Source organism: Synechococcus sp. MU1625, from assembly GCF_020514205.1.
Lineage (GTDB): Bacteria > Cyanobacteriota > Cyanobacteriia > PCC-6307 > Cyanobiaceae > Parasynechococcus.
Map to the genome: position 1 here is coordinate 208,068 of NZ_VTLA01000002.1, position 14,343 is coordinate 222,410.

Genomic DNA, 14,343 nt, shown 5'->3' on the forward strand with positions numbered 1-14,343 from the left:
CTGGGCATGCAGTAGTCACCCGATGCCCTGTAGGAGTAGAGGCAGCCGCCGATCTTCGGCAACGGGCTCTGGGCTAATGCATGGGGAACAGAGCTCTCATGGCTGGAGAAGCGGCGTTCAAGCCCATCCTCGAGCCAAGGCCGTGCCCATGGATGAATTCCCAGCTGAGACCAGTGGTCTTAGCGCGCAGTTCAGGATGACTTCAGTGAAGCTTTGGCGTGAGGTTCACAGACGTGTGCAATGGTGGTGTGACGCCAAAGAGCCTTGTAAGGGCCCACAGCGCGAGAACCGATAACTCGATTCCATGAACCGAAGATCCAGCACTCCCCCCAGGGAGTGGCGAAAGGCTGGCAGCAATGCCACCCGAATTGACCTCAGTGGCTATGCCTCTGCCCAGCATCGCCGGTTTCTAAAAGCCGAGGCAGATCACGCTCCAAGAGAGCCAATTTCTCACTGACGACTTCTCCCGAAGCTCAAAAAGACTGGGCTGTTCAAGACATTCTTCAGCTGTAGCCCTCTCTGTCATTAGCCACAGAGAGAGCTCAAAATTTGAGTGAATCGTCCTGCACACAGGGGCTTGGCGCACCCGACGATTTCAACGCCTAGACCCTGCTGTACCCCAGCCTGGTTTCGAAGATTTTGAGTGGTAATCCGAAGGACTCCATCAGGCTGCGGCACGCATTGCCGACTGTGCCGTACACCTCAATGCTGAAGCCATCGCCAAGTTCAGCATGCTTTTTCAGGTACTCCTGGACTGGAGGATTGGAGACATGGGCGCTGAAGGCTTCGTCGTTGGCGTAAACCTCTGACCAAACAAATGCCTGTGGATCATCGGGATCCTGATCAAAGGTGTGATGGATCATCCCCGGTTCAGAGGCCTGAACGGCTGTGTCGGTGGCACGTGCCAGTTCTAAATAGGCGTCCACGCATCCTTCTTTGACGTGAATGCGAGCCAAGAGCATGAAGGGTGTGCTCTGATCGAACGTTGCCATTGGCGTTTTGGCGCGAGGGTTGGGGCGTCGACAACAGCTTGGCCACCATCAGGCCAGCTTGCAGCCCAAACAGTCCCCGAGTGGGTCAACCCTCCAGCGGAAGTGATGAGATGTGCGTTTGGCGTCAGCCGTTGCTGCCGTCATCCATGCCGCGTCGAATCAGGCTTTGCGTCAACCAGAGCAGTCCGATGAAGCCAGCCGCGACGATCAGCAGAGACAAGGTTCAAGCTGTGAGTCGGAGCTTTACAAGCTACTCAGCGTTCGACTGCACCATCCTGGGAATGCAGGTCCCCTCGGCATTCGGTGATGCAACTGTTCCTGGCGTTGGTGGTTCCCGTTGTTCTGCTCGTGGGTCTGACTGCCCTGCTGGCGACGGGCCGGTTGGCCTTGTCTCGGAACGCCGCTTGGTTGTTGGCACGCCAGAACACCATTTGGATGGCTGGAATTGTGGCCCTTGCGGCCGCTGCGGGGTGGTGGCCATGCAGCGTTGAGGCATGAGTAGCAGCTTCCCTGAGCTGTTGCACCCCCAGCGTCGGCCACGTCGTTACTGATGCGATCTGTGGAGGACCCCCTTAGAGATGCCGTTTCGATTATTCGGGGGCGCAGGCTTCGCTTATCGCGGCTTCCGCAACTTGCATTGCCAATTGACTGCCGTAGGTGTCACCGGTTTCCTCCACCCACTTCTCTGCGAAGCCTTCAGCTGTCATCCACTGCCCCGCGAACTCGGCGAAGCCTTTGGCTTGGTCGGCATCCAGAACAAACGTCTGAGAGCTGCAATTCACCTTGCCGATCACGTCACCCTGGAGATTGTTCAGGTCTGTGACTTTGGCTGCTTCTTTCTCAGCACACGCGCCAAGGCCAAGAGCAAGAACGCCAGTAGCGAGAACAGCAAGGGAAGAGAGTTTCAATGAAGGAGCGGGTCATCACCACTCCTTCAGGCTGCCGCTGGGTTGGCTCCCTGTCAGACAGCGACGTCCTTTTCGTCCCGTCCGCATCAGCCGGCGGTTTTGATCAGCGACTGCTGGTCCGTTTGCGAACAACCCTGGGGGTTTCTCGTTCGGTCTTGGCTTCAGAGACGGTCTTGTCTTCTCCAGCCGTGTCGTCCTGGACAGGTTCGTCGTCGGGTTCCTGCGCCTCGATGACTCCAAGCACCATGGCGGCTTCCAGTTGATCGCTCATGTCGCCGATGGTCAGGAGTGCTTTCAAGACCAGTTGGGCCCGTGGCGCTTTGGGCAGGCCGGGCCGCAGCTTCTTGGTGGTATTCCACAGCTCTAGAGCCACTTCCTGCAGCAGTTCCTTGTCAGCAGCCATTCGAGTCGAACGTGAATCGCACCATTCTCGTCATCGGGGGTCAGTCGCCTCCCGAGATGATGGAGATGCAGGGGCTGTAACAGCCCCCAATTGGATCAGAAGCAGAAGGGCAGGAATTGGGTGCGGCAGGCGGCGTAGCCATCCACAAGGGGGCCCAGACCGATTTGATGAATGATGCCGGCACCGGTGAGGCCTTCGGTAATGATTCCGATCACGATGCCGAGCATGGCGGCCCGCCCGTTGAAGCGTTCCGCTTTTTTGAGTTGCTCCATATGGATCTCGCGCGTGGCGACGCCTTGGAACCAAGACTCGTTTGCTTGCGTGGGCTTCATCAGACTCAAGCGGTTGTTACAAAGCTTAATCCACAAAATCAGTTTTTCAGCAGCAGTCGTTCCCCCGGTGTGGGATCGGTCCAGCGGCTGCTTGTTGGCAGTTGGGCTCCAGTTCCGGCCACGGATCCTTTCATCTGCAAGGCGCGGCTCAGGGCGCCGTCGAAGCGCACATCGCCACCGGATGTGCTGGCGAGCACCGTCGTGGGTTGGAAGCGTTCCACCAGTTGTGGCACCACGGAGCATCCCTTAACAAATGCGCCCAGAGCGGGAAGCCCAAGATCCACCATCGGCGTGATGACGGCATCGAGCGGTTGCGGTTCCAGGGCTGGATCCAGAAAACCGTGGGGTTCCAAGTAGAGCGCGCCGGCTGGATGCTCGAGCAGATAGCCGTTTTCCACCGTGGGCACCGGTGCACCGGCACTGGCGCGTACCTGCAGGCCCTGGTGGGTGGTGCTTTCTCCGGGGGAGAGTGCTTTCACGTTGGTGAAGCCCAGGCGTTCAACCACGCGCGTTGCGGCTATGGATCCAATCACCGGCAGGGTTTTCGGCAGCAAGGCCAGGGTTTCAGGGTGGGCATGATCCGCCAGCCCTTGGGTGAGTAACAGCAGATTCAGGTTCTCCGGGATGTCGCGTTCGCAGGGCAGCTCCCCTTTCAGCAGCCACTCCCCCGGGGGAAAACTCAGGCTGCCGCGCAGCCAGGGATCCACCAGAACCCGAAGATCATCGAATTCGAGCAACCAACCATTGGCTCCGTAGTAGGTGGCGGCCAGGGTCATGACGGATTTTGCTGCCGCTCGCGGCAGTCGCTGCAGAGACCAAAGAATTCAAGCGTGTGAAACAGGAGATCGAAGCCCTTGCGGCGGTCTTCGGGTACCTCCAGGTCGTGAATTGGACAGTGGTCGAGCGCTTGTGTCTTGCCGCAATCGACGCAGGTGAGGTGGTGACGATCCCGTTCCAGTGGTGCGTAGAGCGCTTCGCCGTTGGGTAGGTGACGACAGCGCACCAGGCCCCGTTGCTGCAGCTGACGCAGATTTCGATACACCGTGGCCAGGCCCATGGTTTGGTCGGGAGCGAGGCTGCGGTGCAGTTGCTGACCGCTCATCTCATCGCCACAGGCCTGGAGACTCTCCAGCAACACCTTCTGGCGGGCATTGATTTCCGTTGAGGGGCGGTGAGTGGCCATGGTTTTAGAGAGCGACCAACCAGCGGCCGCTGAGGCTGACCAGGAGCAGCACCATGCTGCCTCTGACCCAGGCCCGACGGTTGAGATCCAGCAAGCGGCGGCTCAAAATCACAGCACCAACCCACCCGATCAACACCACCACGGTCTGGCAGAAGCCGATGACATGGCGGTCGGCGGACCATTGCGGCCAACCATCTGGCAGAACTGTGCCCGCTTCGGCCATGCCGATGGGCAGATGGCGGGCCAGGAGCAGGGCCCAGAGCAATGGCAATCCGGCATACAGCCAACGGCGTTTGAGCCACAAACTCGCTGCTGCCGGAAGAGCGAGGGCTAGCGCCGCAAAGCTGAGCCGAGCCAGCAGGGGACCTTCATGCAAGGAAGACGGTGCAAGCGGCAGCCAGCCGAGCAGGCGCTGCCAGTTGTGCAGGCAGAGTCCGCCAGCCAGCACCAGGATTAGTCCGCGCTCTCCATCGGGGGCCTGCATGTTGCGTTGCAGATCGGCGGCAGGCGGGCGCAGTCGCAACTGCACAGAGCGGTTGGGACAGGCCTGGGTGCAGGTCATGCAGAGCACGCAGTTGCGGTTGTCGCTCAGGTGGGCGGGGTGGGTGCCCAGGGGACAGCCTTCGGTTGCCAGGCCCTCGCCGTCGGCGGGTCCTCCCTTGAAACAGGCGTAGCTGCTGCAGCTGCCGCTGCAGGTGCCAACTTCAGCCCGCAATTCAAGGATCGAAAGTTTGGCGAACAGTCCGTTCATGCCTCCGACGGGACAGAGGTATCGGCACCAGAAGCGCTTTTCGAACACCGTTGAGCTGATCACGGCTCCTGCCGTGATCAGTAACAGCAGGCAGCTGCTCAGCCAGGCGGTGTCTTCAAGGTTCCAGACCTCTTCCCACAGGAGAATTGCGGCAAACCCGGCGGCTAGAGCAGGAGCTCCCCAGCGGTCCAGGTCTCCATGGGGCCAACTCCTTTTTCGCCATGGAGTGATCCGTTGGGCGATCTGTCCCCACACCATGAATGGACAGATCGAGCACCAGAGTCGACCCACCAGTGGGTAGCTCAGCAGGATCAAAGGCCACCACCAAGCCCAGAACAGGGTCAGCATCGGATTGGCTGCGCGCTCCTGGGGGCCAAGCCAGAGCGCCAGGTTCACAGCCACGAATAGCCAGCTCACCAGGCCGAACAGCAGCGTGTTCCAGAGCGCCGGTGCGCGCATCCACTCCCGCAACTGCGGTTTCCAGCGCCAAACGTCAAAACGGGTGCGCCGTGCTTTGTCTTCGGTCCAGAAGACCTCTTCGGGGAGCAGTGGTGGAAGCTCGCCTTGGCTTTGCTGACGTGCCTGACGCAGGGCGCGATCGACCAGCGCTTCGAGTTCGCGCAGGTTGTTGGCGAAATCGTGGTTCTGAAGCCGTCGCACCACGCTGTCGGGTAGGGCTGGTGGTTGGTTCCAACCGAGTCCAGGGCTCTGCAGCCTCAGCCGGTAACGCAGCCAGTCCCCCAGGTCAGTTCGGCGCACGCGTAAGGGAGGTACGCGGATGGCTCGCACCAGGCCATCAAGGGCCGGGATGGCGGCTTCGCTGGTGAACAGCACACGACCATGGAACCCTGGCACTTCGCCACGGGCCATCGCAATCAAGCGTTGCTGGAGCTCGTTATCGATGCGGTCCATGCCGCTCACCAACAGGGTGCTGGATCCGAGCTCATTCAGCAGGTTGAGGGTGCTGCCCTGCAGATCACTGGCATCCAGTCGCACCAGCAGACGGCGTCGTTCCGCTGATCCGTAGTGCACCAGGGCGGCGAGATTGTCTTTTTCCAGGCCGGGCTCACCGCTGATCAGCACTGGCTGGCGTTGCGGGTCTCTGGCGGCCTCGAGCACAGCACTGCGCAGCCGTTGGGCATAGCGACTGGATCCCACGACGCCACGTCGGGCTCTGCCCAGCACGAAGGGGGCCAGCCGCTCGAGCCCAGCACTGGACTCAGCCAACGATCAGCTGCTCGCTCAAGTTCCAGAGCCGCTGCCGTGCAACGAACTGGTTCGCTGCCGGAGCAACGCGGCAGAGCGCAGGAGCACCCCGCAAGCCACCGAACTGCTCAGGGCCATAGTGCTCGCCCCCCTGGGCTGAACCTGCGGTGGCCGCATGCAGTTGCGGCAAAGCGCCCATGCTGGCGCTTTGAAACAGGGGATCCATCAACCGGTAGGCCAGGGCCTCGAAGCGGTTGCCGACGCTGGCGATCGCGGTGGGTTGCAGTTCGGTGCGGGCGATGCCCGGATGGGCGGCCAGGGAACGCACGGGGCTGCCCTGTTCGCGCAGGCGTGCATCCAGCTCGAGCGCAAACATCACGTTGGCCAGTTTGCTTTGGCCGTAGGCCCCGTAACGGTCGTAGCTCTCGTTCCAGTTCGGGTCGTTCCAGCGGATCTTGCCGAAGTACTGCGCCCCGGACGTCACCGTCACCACGCGGGGGTCGGGTCGATCTTGCATCAGCGGCAGCAGCGCCTGGGTCAGGGCCATGTGCCCCAGGTGATTGACGCCGAACTGCAGTTCATGCCCCTGGGCGGTGCTCCGGCGCGGCGGCGCCATCACTCCAGCGTTGTTGATCAGTAGATCGAGGCAGCCGTAGCGCTCGCCGATACTGTTCGCCGCCCGTTGGACGCTGGCTAGGTCCGCTAGATCCAAATCCACCAGATCCACCGCACCTCCATCCCGCTCCTGCAGCAAATCTTGTTTGACCGTCTCCGCTTTGCGGGGGCTGCGGCAGGCCAGCACCACGGTTGCTCCACGACGCTTCAAGGCACGCGCGGTTTCCAGTCCCAGACCGCTGTTGGCTCCGGTGATCAGGGCAATGCGCCCCTGCTGGTTCGGGATGTCAGCTGCGGACCAACCCATGTCTCGAGGAAGAGTGACGTCATTGTGCCGATTTTGCTTTCAGGGTCGTCGCGCCAGGACCTCCAACACGGTTGGTCCGACCCAGTAGCAACCAGGATCAGCGTGGGCGCGAGCGATTTCGTCCTGAGCCTCCAGTGCGTCGTCTGCACTCCAGTGGCCTAGGTGTTGGAGTTGCTGGCCGAACACCAGGACAAATCTCTCCATCCATTGCCCTGCCATGGATGCTGCATCGCCCAATACGGGGATTGGCTTCAGGTGCTCGATCTGCCATCCGCGCTGGTGGAGCAAACCGGGGAGTTTCCGGTTGACGTCGGGATCGCCGCCGTCTTCACGAAAACTGCTCTGACAGGCCCGGCCAAAGCGTTGAATCGCTCGTCCGTGGGGATGCAGCCCGAAGGTGTCCCAGTGGACGTATTCATGGATTAACCAGCGTCCGCCAGGTTGGATGCACTGATCCACCCCAGCCAAGAGGGGCTCCAGCTGGGGCAAAAACATGGCCACCCAGCGGCACCACACCAGATCGAAGAATTCCCTTGGCCAGGGATCTTTGAGCAGATCCTGTTGGCGGAGTTCCAGTTGATGCAAGCCGGCTTGTTCCGCCATGCGGCGACCCGATGCGACGTAAACCCCACTGCGTTCCAACCCCAGGACGCGACCTTGGCCACCCACAGCATTCGCCAGATCTGCTGCAGCGAACCCTGGCCCCGCACCCAGGTCGAGCACGCTCTCCCCCAAATGGAGGCCGGCGCGCTGCCAGGCGGCTTGGGCCGTCGGTCGCCAAAGAGAGTGCTGGAAACGCAGGCGTTCCAGCTCCTCGGTGTGGGTTCCCAATAGGTAGGGGTCCCTTGGTGGTGCGGCGTCCGAACCCAGCTTCAGTCTTCCGGGAACAGCAATTCGGCCAGTTCGTCGGCGTCGACGTCGTAGACGCGGGCCAGGCTGGTTTCGATGGCGCTGGTCACCTCGCCGGGCAAGAAGCGCATCGAGTTCAGGGCGTCCTCGGCGATGTCATCGGTGAGCAGCTTGTCCTCGCTGTCGAGTTTTTCGTCGTTGATCACCGCCATCACCCAGCTCTGGTAGGCGTAGACCAGATCGGAGAACTCGAGTTCGGGATCGTTCAGGTCCAGGGCCATGGTGCGAATAGCCAGTCGCCCCAGTCTGACCTTTCACAGGAGAGGATGAACAGCATGGATTCCGCTGATGCCACTGGCCTCCAGGCCACGCTGTTTGATTTCTCGATTGCTGAATTGGTGCGGCAACATCGGGAGAGCTTCCAACCCCTCTGGACGGCAGAAAGTTGGGTGAAGTTGTTGATCTGGTTGTCGTTGAATTGCGGCAGCTCCGGGGATGAAGCCGGCATGGCCCGTTTCGTCGAGGCGCTTGGTCCAAGCCTCACCACCCGGATGCGGCGGGTGTTCTTTGAAAGGGAACTGGAGGATCTCGATCTTCAGGTGATGGCCGATCCGGCTGAGCAGCAGGTGCTGGTGCTGCCGATGGGCCCTGGTGTTCCTCTGGATCTCGAACGGGCCGCGGTGGTGATTGAACAGGTGAAGCTTCAGGATCAGGTGGTGGCGGATCGTGGACGCTGGCAGGCCTTGGATGCTGTGGTGGCGATTCCCAGAATGGTGGCAACGGCATGAACTTGATCGGCCGTTACCGCAATGCCGGGTTCGAGTCGGTGGCTGATGCCGTGAGTGAGTTCTTCCCGCGCCGCTTGGATTTGCAGCGTCCTGGCGTGGCCTTTGGGCCGGAGGGTACAGGCGAACCGGCGAAACAGAGCACCGACATCAGCCTGGTGGCGATTGATCGCTCGGAACCCGAATCCTTCGCCCTTTCACAACTGATCTTTCGTGGGGTGACGGCAGGGTTGGATCGCTATTTGCAGGAGCGACCGATGTTCCGTCAGTGCTGCCCGCAGCAGAGCCTGTTTGTCAATCCGATCTTCAATCTTCAGCACTACGCCCCGGGGGAAGGGTTCAAGCGTTGGCACTGTGATTGGACCATGAGCGATGAGGCCACCGAACCGGTGCACCGAGTGCTGGCCTGGATTCTTTATTGCAACGACGTGGATGAGGCGGGCACCGAGTTTCATTGGCAGGACCATCACGAACCGGCGGAGCGGGGCAAGCTGGTGATCTTCCCGGCGGGTCCATCCCACATTCATCGGGGACGGGTGAGTGAGAGCGCAAGCAAGCTGATCGCCACCGGTTGGATCAATGCCGGGCGTCAGGAGGACTACTTAAGTCGCCTCGCCCGTTGAGCTGGGCTGGTCCTCTGGGATGGCGTCTTCCACTTGCAACTGATTGGCGGCAGCACCTATGCGTAGGGTCTGATCTTTTGATGGTGGCCACTCCATCGGGTAAACCTGGCGTTGTGGGAAGGGGATGCCGATGCCGTTCTCTTCAAAAGCCGTCCAGATGGCTTGGCGTAAATCACTCCCAACAGCAAACGCCTCCAGTGGGTTGCGTACCCAGAACAGCAGTTTGTAGTTGATCGATGAATCAGCGAAATCGACGGTGAAGGCTGCCGGGGGTGGGTACTGCAGCACCTTTTCGTGTTTGCGGGCGACCTCCACCAAGACCGCAATCACTTGACTGGGTTCGTGGTGATAGGCCGCTCCTACGGCCACCACATCCCGGCGGGAGGTTTCTCCGGCGGTGTACGACTCAGCCTCTTGGGTGAAGAAGTTCTGGTTGGGGACCAACAGTTCGGCTCCATCGCGGCCCCGGCGCAATTGCGTGGCGCGCAATCCCAGCTTTCGCACGGTGCAGGGGTCGCCGTTGATCATGAGGATTTCGCCGGGGCGCACCGATCCCTCAAACAACAACCAGAGGCTGCTGATGAAGTTGGAGATGATCTCCTTGATGCCAAAACCGATTCCCACGGAAAGGCCCCCGGCAACTGCCACTAAGGCGGTGCCATTGATTCCGATGTAATACGCCACCCCCATCACGCCGACGCCGATTACCGAGTACCGAAGAATCACTTCCAGCGCTACGCGGCTTTGGGGCTTCATGCCGAAGAAGTTGCCCCCGAGCCAGGAGACGAAGGCTGCCGGACGGCTGGCCAGGGCGATGACCAGATAAACGATCACCAGGGCGGTGAACAATTTGCCGATGGTGAGGGTCACCCCAAACACGTCACCGAGGGAAATCAGCGAAAGCGATTCCCGGCTTCCCAGCATCTGGAAAAAGGTGAGGATCGACACCACCAGGAGCACAGGCCGGAAGAACGATTTATCGATCTCTTCCACGGGAACTTTGGGGAAGCGGCCGAGGATCAGCTGTTTGCTGGGCTCGACGCAGCGCCACAGCACCCAGAGCAGCGCCAGATACTGCAGAAAGCCCGCTGTGATGCCGGCCAGGGTTAAAACCGTGGAGCTGAGGAGCAGCGCCAACGGCACGATCAGATGGGTCAGGCTGGCGATGAGGGGGCTATTGAGCCTGCGCTTCACCCGAGATTCACTGCTAATTGCTGCAACAAACAATCCCACTTGGATAAGCACAGAGCCACGCTGCAAATAGCCCAGCCAGGTGGTTGTTTCCGATGCCAGAGCTGTAATCACTTCTTCTCTCCGCGAAGACTGTTGATGATGTCTTTGGTCGATTCTTCCGGGCTGCGTACGTCATAGATGGTGTCCATCAAGGCATCAGAGATCTCTTGATATCGAGCTGGATCGCGGAAAACGCGTGCTTTGGATTGGCCTTTTGCGGCTTTTTCCTTGATCGACTCCTGCGCGTACATCACCAAAGCAGCCGTCCCGCCAGGAATTTTGGAAGCCACGATTTTTGCTGCTTTGCGATTCACCGGCAGCGAATTTCGTCCGGCCAGGGCGTAGGTCTTCTGCGCCCAGGGTTTGGTGATGAAGTCGATCATCACCAGGGCCTTCTCCCGCTGTGTTCGGCTTGAATTTCGCCCCAGCGACCACACCTGAAGTTTGGTGGCGGCTTTGAGCTTCGTTGATGGTCCTTTGGGGAGCGGTGCAAGGGCAAGTTTTTCTCCCATTTGCTCTCGCAATTCCCGCAGGCTGCTGCTCCAGCAGGTGATCCAGTCGAGCTCGCCAGAAATCAATGCCTTTCTGAGGCTGCGTTGGTTATTCAAAAAGCGGATGTTTTGCTGATAGCTCGCGGATTCGAGCCAATGAAGCCATTGGGTGACCTTGGATTGGCGATCTGGATCGGGAGGACGCTTCGCTAGGGCTGCTTCCATCGCTTCCCCCGCGTCAAAGGCTTCGGCACTCCAAAACAGGTCTTTCAGTTGCAATGCCATGCCGAAGTTGTTGTTTTCGCTTTCTTCTTCCATGTCCTCCAGGGTTTCTGGCGGAATCTCCATCCGCTCGTTGTTGAAACAAGCCAATTGCACAAATTGGTTCACGGGTCGCCCCACCAACAGGCCGTCTTCAGCGGTAACGAGGTTGAACAGGTAGTTCGGCGTGTCAGCTCGATCCTCTGGGGAGATTTTTATGGGATCGGTCAGCTTGCGCCGGTAGAGCTCCAAGGCGGTGTCGCTGTCAGTGATCAAAAGGTCTGGGCCAAATCCGCTTCGGGTTTGATCAGCAATTTCGTCAACGAAGTTGGCTTGGGTCGACAGCGTCAGCTGAGGGCGAATCGAGGGGTCGACACTTCTGATGTGATCGATTGCGTCTTCGGTGACCTCTCGCAAACGCTCGTAATCCTTGCTCGAGATGGTCTCCGCGCTGTTCACCGTTCGAACCACCTTGATCACAACCGGTGGACGCCAGCTGCTGCAGCCTGCACTGAGGGTTGCCAGAGCGATACCCAGGGCCAGATGCTGGATCCGGAGTGCGCCCATGCCATCGCTTCGGTGGGCCGATGCTAGGGACGTTGGCCGGAGTGGGCAGGGCTTTGCGAGCATGTCCTGCTGAAACGCTGAGCATTCCGTGCCCGAACTGGCCAAGACCTACGACCCGGTTGGCACGGAGGCCCGATGGCAACAGGCCTGGGACGACCAGGGAGCCTTCCATCCCGACCCGAAGGCGCCCGGTGAATCGTTCTCGGTGGTGATCCCGCCACCGAACGTGACCGGCAGCCTGCACATGGGCCATGCCTTCAACACGGCCTTGATCGACACGATCGTGCGCTACCAGCGTTTGGCTGGAAAGAACGTGTTGTGTCTGCCCGGCACCGACCACGCCTCGATCGCGGTGCAGACGATCCTGGAGAAGCAGCTGAAGGAGGAGGGCAAGACCCGCCACGATCTTGGCCGTGACGCCTTCCTGGAGCGGGCCTGGCTGTGGAAGGCCGAAAGCGGTGGACGGATCGTGGGCCAGCTGCGCCGTCTGGGCTATTCCGTTGATTGGAAGCGCCAGCGCTTCACCCTCGATGAGGGCCTTAGTGAGGCGGTGAAGGAGGCCTTCGTGCGGCTGCATGAGCAGGGGCTGATCTACCGCGGTGAATACCTGGTGAATTGGTGCCCCGCCTCGGGCTCGGCGGTGAGCGATCTGGAGGTGGACATGAAGGAGGTGGACGGTCACCTCTGGCATTTCCGTTATCCCCTCAGCAGCGGTGAAGGCCATCTGGAGGTGGCCACCACCCGGCCCGAAACGATGTTGGGCGACACGGCGGTGGCGGTGAATCCCACCGACGAGCGCTACGCCCATCTGGTGGGTCAAACCCTCAAGCTGCCGTTTGTGGATCGCGAGATTCCGATCGTGGCCGACGACCACGTGGAGAAAGACTTCGGCACTGGCTGCGTCAAGGTGACGCCGGCCCACGATCCCAACGATTTCGCCATCGGTCAGCGCCACGGTCTGCCCCAGATCACGGTGATGCGCAAGAACGGCACGATGAACAAAGAGGCTGGCCAGTTCGAGGGGCTCGATCGCTTCGAGGCTCGCAAGGCCGTGGTGGCCGGCTTGGAGGAGCTGGGGCTGCTGGTGAAGGTGGAGGACTACCGCCACAGCGTTCCCTATTCCGACCGCGGCAAAGTGCCGGTGGAGCCGCTGCTGTCCACCCAGTGGTTTGTCAAAACCGAGCCCCTAGCGGCCCGCTGCCGTGAGGCTCTGGAACAGCAGGATCCCCGCTTCATTCCTGAACGCTGGGAGAAGGTCTACCGCGACTGGCTCACCGACATCCGCGACTGGTGCATCAGCCGTCAGCTTTGGTGGGGGCATCGCATCCCCGCCTGGTTCGTGATCAGTGAGAGCGGCGGCAAGTACACCGACACCACGCCCTACGTGGTGGCCCGCAACGAAGCCGAAGCCCTGGAGAAGGCCCAGGCGGAATACGGCGCGGCGGCGGAGATCGAGCAGGACGAAGACGTGCTCGACACCTGGTTCTCCAGTGGCCTGTGGCCCTTTTCCACCTTGGGCTGGCCCGATGCGAGCAGCGCCGATCTGCAGCGTTGGTATCCCACCAGCACCCTGGTGACGGGCTTCGACATCATCTTTTTCTGGGTGGCCCGGATGACGATGATGGCCGGCGCCTTCACCGGCGAGATGCCCTTCCAGGACGTCTACATCCACGGCTTGGTGCGGGACGAGCAGAACCGCAAGATGAGCAAGAGCGCCGGCAACGGCATCGATCCGCTGCTGCTGATCGACCGCTACGGCACTGATGCCCTGCGCTTCGCCCTGGTGCGGGAAGTGGCTGGCGCTGGTCAGGACATCCGCCTGGATTACGACCGGAAGAAGGACACCTCCGCCACGGTGGAGGCCTCGCGCAATTTCGCCAACAAGCTTTGGAACGCCACCCGCTTCGCCCTGATGAACCTGGGCGGCGAAACGCCGGCTCAACTCGGGGATCCCGACCCCGCTGCGCTGCAGCTGGCGGACCGCTGGATCCTCTCCCGCCTGGCCCGGGTGAATCGGGAGACAGCCGAGCGCTACAGCAACTACGGCCTGGGTGAAGCGGCTAAGGGCCTCTACGAGTTCGCCTGGAACGACGTTTGCGACTGGTATCTGGAGCTGAGCAAGCGCCGGCTTAACCCCGGTGAGAACCCCTCAGCCGAGGCCCTCGCCGATCAGCGGGTGGCCAAGCAGGTTCTGGCCAAGGTGATCAGCCAGATGCACCTGATGCTGCATCCGCTGATGCCCCACCTCACCGAGGAGCTCTGGCACAGCGTCACCGGTGAGCCGGAGACCAGCTTCCTGGCCCTGCAACCCTGGCCGGTGTTGGATCAAAGCGCTTTGGATGATGGGTTAGAAGCCTCCTTCGCCGAGCTGATCGGTGCCATTCGTGTGGTGCGCAACCTTCGCGCTGTGGCGGGTCTCAAGCCCTCCCAGTCGGTGCCGGTGCGCTTCGTCACCGGCCGCGGTGAGCTGGCGGCTGTTCTCAGCCAAGGCAGGGCCGACATCACGGCGCTGACCCGGGCGGAGTCGGTTGCGGTGGTGACACCAACAGAGGCTGATGCCGCTCCGGTGGCCAAGGCCTTGGCGGGGGTGAGCGGTGAGCTGCAGGTGCTGCTGCCGATCGAAGGTTTGGTCGACCTTGATGCGCTGAAGAGTCGCCTCGAGAAAGACATCGCCAAGGCGGAGAAGGAGATCAAGGGCCTGGCGGGCCGTTTGGGGAATCCCAACTTCGCTGATAAGGCACCGCCGGAGGTGGTGGCTGAGTGTCAGGCCAACTTGGATGAGAAGCAGGCCCAGGCCGATTTGGCCCGTAAGCGCTTGGCCGACCTGAGCTGATTCG

At 61.0% G+C, this 14,343-nt stretch carries 16 protein-coding genes; 4 read left to right on the forward strand and 12 right to left on the reverse strand.

All coding sequences use genetic code 11. From position 1 onward, the window contains the following. Window positions 1–602 precede the first annotated feature (602 nt). The gene (locus FZX13_RS06975; protein ID WP_226397493.1) at window positions 603–992 is read right to left on the reverse strand and encodes a putative quinol monooxygenase; all 390 of its coding nucleotides are present in this window, start codon (window positions 990–992) and stop codon (window positions 603–605) included. A 306-nt stretch (window positions 993–1,298) separates the two neighbouring features. Between FZX13_RS06975 and FZX13_RS06980 the strand changes: the two genes are divergently transcribed. After that, a complete protein-coding gene (locus FZX13_RS06980; protein WP_226408754.1) occupies window positions 1,299–1,490 on the forward strand; it encodes a hypothetical protein in 192 nt (63 codons plus the stop codon). A gap of 92 nt (window positions 1,491–1,582) precedes the next feature. Here the strand turns inward: FZX13_RS06980 and FZX13_RS06985 are convergent, their stop codons facing one another. From FZX13_RS06985 to FZX13_RS07025, 9 genes are all read right to left on the reverse strand, one after another. After that, complete coding sequence (locus FZX13_RS06985; protein ID WP_226408755.1) at window positions 1,583–1,900, reverse strand: hypothetical protein; 318 nt, start codon at window positions 1,898–1,900, stop codon at window positions 1,583–1,585. Window positions 1,901–2,003: 103 nt separating this feature from the next. Continuing rightward, window positions 2,004–2,303 carry a TIGR03894 family protein gene (locus FZX13_RS06990; RefSeq protein WP_226408757.1) on the reverse strand — a complete coding sequence of 100 codons (300 nt, stop codon included), beginning with the start codon at window positions 2,301–2,303 and terminating at the stop codon, window positions 2,004–2,006. Between the two features lie 95 nt (window positions 2,304–2,398). Beyond that, a complete protein-coding gene (locus FZX13_RS06995) occupies window positions 2,399–2,635 on the reverse strand; it encodes a chlorophyll a/b-binding protein (protein ID WP_226408759.1) in 237 nt (78 codons plus the stop codon). Window positions 2,636–2,673: 38 nt separating this feature from the next. Beyond that, window positions 2,674–3,411, reverse strand: coding sequence for an MBL fold metallo-hydrolase (locus FZX13_RS07000; protein WP_226408761.1), 738 nt, complete (start codon window positions 3,409–3,411; stop codon window positions 2,674–2,676). After that, window positions 3,408–3,818 carry a transcriptional repressor gene (locus FZX13_RS07005; protein ID WP_226408762.1) on the reverse strand — a complete coding sequence of 137 codons (411 nt, stop codon included), beginning with the start codon at window positions 3,816–3,818 and terminating at the stop codon, window positions 3,408–3,410. The genes FZX13_RS07000 and FZX13_RS07005 overlap by 4 nt, the downstream gene beginning before the upstream one ends. A 4-nt stretch (window positions 3,819–3,822) precedes the next feature. Beyond that, on the reverse strand, window positions 3,823–5,796 hold the full coding sequence (locus tag FZX13_RS07010) for a 4Fe-4S binding protein (protein WP_226408764.1): 1,974 nt from the start codon (window positions 5,794–5,796) through the stop codon (window positions 3,823–3,825). Continuing rightward, window positions 5,789–6,697 (reverse strand): oxidoreductase, encoded by a 909-nt coding sequence (locus FZX13_RS07015; RefSeq protein ID WP_226408766.1) that lies wholly within the window; start codon window positions 6,695–6,697, stop codon window positions 5,789–5,791. Before FZX13_RS07015 ends, FZX13_RS07010 begins: the two co-directional genes overlap by 8 nt. 39 nt (window positions 6,698–6,736) lie before the next feature. Then, the gene (locus FZX13_RS07020) at window positions 6,737–7,528 is read right to left on the reverse strand and encodes a methyltransferase domain-containing protein (protein ID WP_226408768.1); all 792 of its coding nucleotides are present in this window, start codon (window positions 7,526–7,528) and stop codon (window positions 6,737–6,739) included. Between the two features lie 41 nt (window positions 7,529–7,569). After that, complete coding sequence (locus FZX13_RS07025; protein WP_115094798.1) at window positions 7,570–7,827, reverse strand: hypothetical protein; 258 nt, start codon at window positions 7,825–7,827, stop codon at window positions 7,570–7,572. Window positions 7,828–7,881: 54 nt separating this feature from the next. Between FZX13_RS07025 and FZX13_RS07030 the strand changes: the two genes are divergently transcribed. Continuing rightward, a complete protein-coding gene (locus FZX13_RS07030; RefSeq protein WP_226408770.1) occupies window positions 7,882–8,334 on the forward strand; it encodes a protein phosphatase in 453 nt (150 codons plus the stop codon). Then, the gene (locus tag FZX13_RS07035; RefSeq protein ID WP_226408772.1) at window positions 8,331–8,954 is read left to right on the forward strand and encodes a 2OG-Fe(II) oxygenase; all 624 of its coding nucleotides are present in this window, start codon (window positions 8,331–8,333) and stop codon (window positions 8,952–8,954) included. Before FZX13_RS07030 ends, FZX13_RS07035 begins: the two co-directional genes overlap by 4 nt. Here the strand turns inward: FZX13_RS07035 and FZX13_RS07040 are convergent. Then, window positions 8,934–10,259, reverse strand: a complete 1,326-nt coding sequence (locus tag FZX13_RS07040) for a mechanosensitive ion channel domain-containing protein (protein WP_226408774.1) — start codon at window positions 10,257–10,259, stop codon at window positions 8,934–8,936. The two genes, FZX13_RS07035 and FZX13_RS07040, sit on opposite strands and share 21 nt — an antisense overlap. Then, window positions 10,256–11,506, reverse strand: coding sequence for an extracellular solute-binding protein (locus FZX13_RS07045; protein WP_226408776.1), 1,251 nt, complete (start codon window positions 11,504–11,506; stop codon window positions 10,256–10,258). The genes FZX13_RS07040 and FZX13_RS07045 overlap by 4 nt, the downstream gene beginning before the upstream one ends. Before the next feature lie 88 nt (window positions 11,507–11,594). Here FZX13_RS07045 and FZX13_RS07050 point away from each other — a divergent pair, with 88 nt between their 5' ends. Continuing rightward, window positions 11,595–14,339, forward strand: a complete 2,745-nt coding sequence (locus FZX13_RS07050) for a valine--tRNA ligase (protein WP_226408778.1) — start codon at window positions 11,595–11,597, stop codon at window positions 14,337–14,339. Window positions 14,340–14,343: the final 4 nt, after the last annotated feature.

Coding starts and splice junctions, on each gene's coding strand:
- FZX13_RS06975 (WP_226397493.1), bottom strand. CDS start 992: ATGGCAACGTTCGATCAGAGCACACCCTTCATGCTCTTGGCTCGCATT.
- FZX13_RS06980 (WP_226408754.1), top strand. CDS start 1,299: ATGCAACTGTTCCTGGCGTTGGTGGTTCCCGTTGTTCTGCTCGTGGGT.
- FZX13_RS06990 (WP_226408757.1), bottom strand. CDS start 2,303: ATGGCTGCTGACAAGGAACTGCTGCAGGAAGTGGCTCTAGAGCTGTGG.
- FZX13_RS06995 (WP_226408759.1), bottom strand. CDS start 2,635: ATGAAGCCCACGCAAGCAAACGAGTCTTGGTTCCAAGGCGTCGCCACG.
- FZX13_RS07000 (WP_226408761.1), bottom strand. CDS start 3,411: ATGACCCTGGCCGCCACCTACTACGGAGCCAATGGTTGGTTGCTCGAA.
- FZX13_RS07005 (WP_226408762.1), bottom strand. CDS start 3,818: ATGGCCACTCACCGCCCCTCAACGGAAATCAATGCCCGCCAGAAGGTG.
- FZX13_RS07015 (WP_226408766.1), bottom strand. CDS start 6,697: ATGGGTTGGTCCGCAGCTGACATCCCGAACCAGCAGGGGCGCATTGCC.
- FZX13_RS07025 (WP_115094798.1), bottom strand. CDS start 7,827: ATGGCCCTGGACCTGAACGATCCCGAACTCGAGTTCTCCGATCTGGTC.
- FZX13_RS07030 (WP_226408770.1), top strand. CDS start 7,882: ATGGATTCCGCTGATGCCACTGGCCTCCAGGCCACGCTGTTTGATTTC.
- FZX13_RS07035 (WP_226408772.1), top strand. CDS start 8,331: ATGAACTTGATCGGCCGTTACCGCAATGCCGGGTTCGAGTCGGTGGCT.
- FZX13_RS07045 (WP_226408776.1), bottom strand. CDS start 11,506: ATGGGCGCACTCCGGATCCAGCATCTGGCCCTGGGTATCGCTCTGGCA.